Source organism: Pseudomonas sp. PA-7-1E, from assembly GCF_021605325.1.
GTDB lineage: Bacteria > Pseudomonadota > Gammaproteobacteria > Pseudomonadales > Pseudomonadaceae > Aquipseudomonas > Aquipseudomonas fluorescens_BV.
Genome location: NZ_WKFA01000107.1, coordinates 1 through 5388 on the forward strand (window position 1 = coordinate 1; position 5388 = coordinate 5388).

Annotated in this window: 6 protein-coding genes; 4 read left to right on the plus strand and 2 right to left on the minus strand. The window is 62.1% G+C overall.

Annotation, left to right across the window (positions count from 1 at the left end; all coding sequences use genetic code 11):
• Positions 1-175: 175 nt before the first annotated feature.
• Genes GIW79_RS29215 through GIW79_RS29230 form a run of 4 tightly spaced genes read left to right on the plus strand, consistent with a single transcriptional unit; the run spans position 176 to position 2923 of the window.
• Positions 176-877, plus strand: a complete 702-nt coding sequence (locus GIW79_RS29215; protein WP_014719023.1) for an ABC transporter permease — start codon at positions 176-178, stop codon at positions 875-877.
• Positions 874-1587, plus strand: a complete 714-nt coding sequence (locus GIW79_RS29220; protein WP_054897441.1) for an ABC transporter permease — start codon at positions 874-876, stop codon at positions 1585-1587. The genes GIW79_RS29215 and GIW79_RS29220 overlap by 4 nt, the downstream gene beginning before the upstream one ends.
• Before the next feature lie 3 nt (positions 1588-1590).
• Positions 1591-2421 (plus strand): ABC transporter ATP-binding protein, encoded by an 831-nt coding sequence (locus GIW79_RS29225; RefSeq protein WP_329605987.1) that lies wholly within the window; start codon positions 1591-1593, stop codon positions 2419-2421.
• Positions 2422-2425: 4 nt separating this feature from the next.
• Complete coding sequence (locus tag GIW79_RS29230) at positions 2426-2923, plus strand: Lrp/AsnC family transcriptional regulator (RefSeq protein ID WP_236456484.1); 498 nt, start codon at positions 2426-2428, stop codon at positions 2921-2923.
• 127 nt (positions 2924-3050) lie between these two features.
• On the opposite strand, the gene GIW79_RS29235 is transcribed toward GIW79_RS29230, so the two are convergent.
• Positions 3051-3932 (minus strand): TIGR03915 family putative DNA repair protein, encoded by an 882-nt coding sequence (locus GIW79_RS29235; RefSeq protein WP_054917426.1) that lies wholly within the window; start codon positions 3930-3932, stop codon positions 3051-3053.
• Positions 3929-5149, minus strand: a complete 1221-nt coding sequence (locus GIW79_RS29240; RefSeq protein ID WP_014719028.1) for a putative DNA modification/repair radical SAM protein — start codon at positions 5147-5149, stop codon at positions 3929-3931. The genes GIW79_RS29235 and GIW79_RS29240 overlap by 4 nt, the downstream gene beginning before the upstream one ends.
• Positions 5150-5388: the final 239 nt, after the last annotated feature.

Genomic DNA, 5388 nt, shown 5'->3' on the forward strand with positions numbered 1-5388 from the left:
AACACAGCAAAAACCCTGCGGCAGCTGGCTTTTGTGGCGAGGGAGCTTGCTCCCGCTGGGGTGCGTAGCGCCCCCAAAAAGCCGGCTCCAGCTGCGCTGTCGAACGGGAGCAAGCTCCCTCGCCACAACAAGCAGTTCCCACAGTAAATCCGTGCACTCCTTCGAGATCTTCCCCATGAACGACCTCCTCAACCTGCAAGGCTACGGCCCCATGCTGGCCCAGGGTGCCTGGATGACGCTCAAGCTGGCGTTCCTCGCCCTGGCCCTGAGCCTTACCCTTGGCCTGGTCGCCGCGGGCGCCAAACTCTCCAGCGCCAAATGGCTGCGCGTGCCGGCCACGCTCTACACCACGTTGATCCGCAGCGTGCCGGACTTGGTGCTGATCCTGCTGATCTTCTACAGCCTGCAACTGTGGCTCAACGACCTGACCGAAGCGTTCGGCTGGGACTACGTTGAAATCGACCCGTTTACCGCCGGGGTGATCACCCTGGGGTTTATCTACGGCGCGTATTTCACCGAGAACTTCCGGGGTGCGATCCTCAGCGTGCCGGCCGGCCAACTGGAAGCCGCCACCGCCTACGGCCTGAGCCGCTGGCAGCGCTTTCACCTGGTGCTGTTCCCGCAACTGATGCGCTTTGCCCTGCCGGGCCTGGGCAATAACTGGCTGGTGCTGCTCAAGTCCACGGCGCTGGTGTCGATCATCGGCCTGTCAGACCTGGTCAAGGCCGCGCAGAACGCCGGCAAGTCCACGAGTGAGCCGCTGTACTTCCTGATCCTCGCGGGCCTGGTGTACCTGGTGATTACCACCCTCTCCAACCGCATCTTCAAGCGCCTGGAACGGCGCTATAACCTGGGCATCAAGGGGATGGCGCGATGATCGAATTGTTCCAGCAATACGGCCTGGCCTACCTGTTCAGCGATGGCAGCGGCCTGTCCGGTGTCGCCATGACCTTGTGGCTGTTCATTATCTCGGTGGTACTGGGCTTCGCCCTGTCGATCCCCCTGGCGCTGGCACGCGTCTCAGAACATTTCTGGCTGCGCTGGCCGGTGGAGGTCTACACCTACCTGTTCCGCGGCACGCCGCTGTATATCCAATTGTTGATTTGCTACACCGGGCTGTACAGCCTGGAAGTGGTGCAGGACAACGCCCTGCTCAACCAGTTTTTCCGCAATGCGCTGAACTGCACGCTGTTGGCGTTTGTGCTCAACACCTGCGCCTACACCGTGGAAATCTTCGCCGGGGCAATCCGCAACATTCCCCATGGCGAGATCGAAGCGGCACGCGCCTATGGCCTGCACGGCTGGCGGCTGAACCTGTTTGTGATCGTGCCCGCCGCATTGCGTCGCGCCCTGCCGGCCTACAGCAATGAAATGATCCTGATGCTGCACGCCACGTCGCTGGCGTTCACCGCCACCGTCGCCGACATCCTCAAGGTCGCCCGCGATGCGAATGCCGAGACGTTCCTGACCTTCCAGGCCTTCGGCATCGCCGCCCTGCTCTACATGCTGCTGTCCTTTGCACTGGTGGGCCTGTTCAGGCTGGCCGAACGTCGCTGGATGCGCTTTCTTGTTCCTACCCGAGGCTAACCCATGAATCAGTCCGCGCAGGCCCTGGCCGCTTATCCAATGGATGTACCGGTCGGCAACACCGCCACGGCGGCCATCAAGCTGCAAGTCGAAGGTATCCATAAACGCTACGGCGAGCACGAAGTGCTCAAGGGCGTGTCCCTCAATGCACGCCAGGGCGACGTGATCAGCCTGATCGGCGCCAGCGGCTCGGGCAAAAGCACGATGCTGCGGTGCATCAACTTTCTGGAACAGCCTGACGCCGGGGTGATCACCCTGGACGGCATCAGCATCGAAATGCAACCAGACCGCGCCGGCACCCGCGCGCCGCACCAGGCGCAACTGCAAAACCTGCGCACGCGCCTGGCCATGGTGTTCCAGCACTTCAACCTGTGGAGCCACATGACCGTGCTGGAAAACATCACCATGGCCCCGCGCCGGGTGCTGAACGTGAGCGCCGCCGAAGCCGAGAAACGAGCGCGGCTGTACCTGGACAAGGTCGGCCTGCCGAGCCGCGTGGCGGACCAATACCCGGCGTTCCTGTCCGGCGGCCAGCAGCAGCGCGTGGCGATTGCGCGGGCGCTGGCGATGGAGCCGGAGATTATCCTGTTTGATGAACCTACCTCAGCCCTGGACCCGGAGCTTGTTGGAGAAGTGCTAAAAGTCATACAGACGTTGGCCGAGGAAGGTCGTACCATGCTGATGGTCACCCACGAAATGGGCTTTGCCCGCCAGGTGTCCAGCCAAGTACTGTTCCTGCATCAGGGCCGAGTCGAAGAACACGGCGGCGCCGAGATCCTCGACCATCCCACCAGCGAACGCTTGCAGCAATTTCTTTCTAACCGTTTGAAGTGAACTCATGGATACCAAGGCCAACGGACCCCATTCTTCCCCTACGCTGGATCGCATCGACGAAGCGATCATCGACGTACTCAGGCATCAGGGGCGTATCACCTACGAAAAGCTCTCGTCATTGGTGCACCTCACCCCCAGGCCCTGCCTGGAGCGGGTGCGCAAGCTGGAGCGACGCGGGGTGATCCGTGGGTATGGGGCGATCATCGATGTGCAGATGGTCTCACCGGGGCTGTCGCTGCTGGTGCTGGTGGCCCTGTCCAACCAAAGCGGGCGCTCGGCGCAAAAGGCCTTCGAAGCCTGCGTGAAAGCCTGCCCGCAGGTATTCGAATGCCAGTTGATCAGCGGGCCGTTCGACTACAGCCTGCGCATGCGCTGCCGGGATATGGAGCATTACCGGGTGCTGACCGAGAACTGGTTGAACAATGATGAGTTGCACATTGATAAGCTGGTGGCGCATCCGGAGTTGGCGGTGGTCAAGAACACCGCGACCGAACTGGCCTGAACCAGCTAGCTCGTTCCCACGCTCTGCGTGGGAATGCATCCAATGACGCTCCGCGTCACAACTTCAAGAGCAGACGCGGAGCGTCCAGGGTGGCATTCCCACGCAGAGCGTGGGAACGATCAATCAGTCACCCCACATCTGACGGGTCGACCGCTATCGCAGGCAAGCCAGCTCCCACATTGACCGGGTTTGCAATTCTTTTGCCTGGCTTGGCACCCACCAGCTTCGCCTGCCCATCCTTCTGCTTGCCCGTACGCGCCTCGCTGATCAGCCCCGGGATCAACTTGCCCTCCGGCAAATTCTTCCAGAAGCGGCTGGGTAAATGCCCTTCCATCACCTTGGGGTTCAGCCGCGCCGGGTTGAAGATGTGGCTGTAGTAGGTCAACCACATCGCACTGTGGGGATCTTCAACATTCTGTGCCAGTTGCTGCCAGGCCTCGGGGCACTGGCGCTGATGAATCAATTGCTCGCCGTCGTAATACACCCCGTCCAGGGGCGTGGCGATCATCCAGCGATGGCGGCCCATGCGCCCGATAAAATGCTCGCTGGCGCTCTTGAGAATGTCATGGGCCGGCTCATGCCAGGCCACGTACTCCGGCAGTTCCGGCCCGGCCCCGTCCGGCAGCGCGATGAAGCGCACAAACGCATGCAAGTGGTGGGCTTCCCGGCTGACTTGCTTGATGCGCCGCTGCAATTCGCTGCCAAGCTTGTCACCCGCGAGCATGGCGGTGCGATCACCATGGCTGACCCGCCACAGCACTTCATACAACAGGCTCCAGCGCTGATCACCGTGATAACAGGCAGCGGACTCCAGCAATTGCAACAACGCCTTGGGTATGCGCGCCTGAAACGGCCCCATCCCTGGTGGGATCAGTTCATCGGTAGCGAACAGGTCCGCCGCCTGCACCTCGCCCCAACTGACCTGGCTGGGGTCGACCTGATGGCTGAGCAACCAGCGGGCCTGTTCGCGCCAGGTACTGAACAGGTTGTCGCACTCCAGGCTGATCATCCCCACAGCCCCATCTGTTGCGGCTGCGGACGGTCACGCAATTGTTCGCGCAACAACACACTGGTGCTGTCGGCCTGCTGCGGGTGGTAGTCGCTGGTGATGAAAAACGGCTTGGCCTTGGCCAGCACGCAGCGCATGCGCGCCAGGTCTTCGAAGCGGATCTTGCGTTCACGGCGCAGGTCGACCAGGCGCTGGGTGGTGCGCAGGCCGATGCCGGGAATACGTGCGATCAGGGTCGGCTCGGCGCGGTTCAGGTCCAGGGGGAACACCTCACGATGCTCCAGGGCCCAGGCCAGCTTGGGGTCGATATCCAGTGCCAGGTCACCGGGGCCGGCGAACAGCTCATTGGCGCTGAAACCGTAGCTGCGCAGCAGGAAATCAGCCTGGTACAAGCGGTGCTCGCGCATCAAGGGCGGCGCGGCCAGGGGTACGCTTTTCGGGCTGTTGGGGATGGGGCTGAACGCCGAGTAATACACGCGGCGCAGCTTGAAATTACCGTACAACGCCTCGGCACCGTGCAGGATGGTGCTGTCGTCGGTGTCGTCGGCACCGACGATCATCTGCGTGCTCTGCCCGGCCGGGGCAAAACGTGGCGCACGGGGTTCGTTGAGCACCGTCTGTTCGCCGGTGTAGATGGTCTGCATGGCCTGCTTGATCGAGCCGATCTGCTTCTCGGGCGCCAGGGTCTGCAGGCTGGCGTCGGTGGGCAGTTCGATATTCACGCTGAGGCGATCGGCATAACGGCCAGCCTCGGCGATCAGGGCCGGGTCGGCATCGGGGATGGTCTTGAGGTGGATATAACCGCGAAAGTCATGCTCTTCGCGCAGCAGTTTGGCGACCCGCACCAGTTGCTCCATGGTGTAGTCCGACGAACGGATGATGCCGGAACTGAGGAACAGCCCACTGACGCAATTGCGCTTGTAGAAATCCAGGGTCAGGGTGACCACCTCCTCCGGGCTGAAGCGCGCACGGGGCACGTCGCTGGAGCGGCGGTTGACGCAGTATTGGCAGTCGTAGAGGCAGAAGTTGGTGAGCAACACCTTGAGCAACGACACGCAACGGCCATCGGGCGTGTAGCTGTGGCAGATGCCCATGCCATTGGTGGAACCCAGCCCCGCCTTGCCCTCGGAACTGCGCTTGGGCGCGCCACTGCTGGCGCAGGACGCGTCGTACTTGGCGGCGTCGGCGAGGATGCTGAGTTTTTCGATCAACTGCATGGAGGGCTACCGATACTGGTTTTTTGTACAGTACCAATAGCCACACTTTGTCACAAGTGCCGTCTGTAGGAGCGAGCTCTTGTGGCGAGGGAGGTTGCTCCCCCCGGGCTGCGCAGCGGCCCCCAAAATCCTGGGGGGGCTTCGCACTCCAGCGGGGGCAAGCTCCCTCCCCACCAAGTGTGGTGGATTCAGTTACTGGCTGGCTCTTTTACACATCTCACACTGCGCGCGAGTGGCGG